Raw genomic sequence first — 410 nt, forward strand, 5'->3', positions numbered from 1 at the left:
GACCCGCTCGTGCTGCGCTCGCTGCTGGTGCTGCGCGCGCTCACGCACGGGGAGACGGGCGGGATCGTCGCGGCGCCGACCGCGTCGCTGCCCGAGGAGCTGGGCGGCGTGCGCAACTGGGACTACCGGTTCGTGTGGCTGCGCGACGCGGCCCTGACCATCGAGGTCGCGGTCGCGCACGGCCTCACCGAGGGGGCGTGCCTGTGGCGCGACTGGCTGCTGCGCGCGGTCGCGGGCGACGCCGACGACGTCAAGATCATGTACGGCGTGGGCGGTGAGCGGGAGCTCGACGAGAAGGAGCTCGACCACCTCGACGGGTACGAGGGGTCGCGGCCCGTGCGGATCGGCAACGGCGCGGCCGACCAGTACCAGGCCGACGTCGTGGGCGAGGTGATGATCGCGCTGGGCAT

General features: G+C 73.7%; 1 protein-coding gene. It reads left to right on the top strand.

All coding sequences use genetic code 11. From position 1 onward, the window contains the following. The coding region (locus G3I71_RS48905) for a glycoside hydrolase family 15 protein (protein WP_239149824.1) at nt 1–410 on the top strand (410 nt) is incomplete at both ends.

Origin of the sequence: Streptomyces sp. SID12501, assembly GCF_010550245.1 — a bacterium.
Classification (GTDB): Bacteria; Actinomycetota; Actinomycetes; order Streptomycetales; family Streptomycetaceae; genus Streptomyces.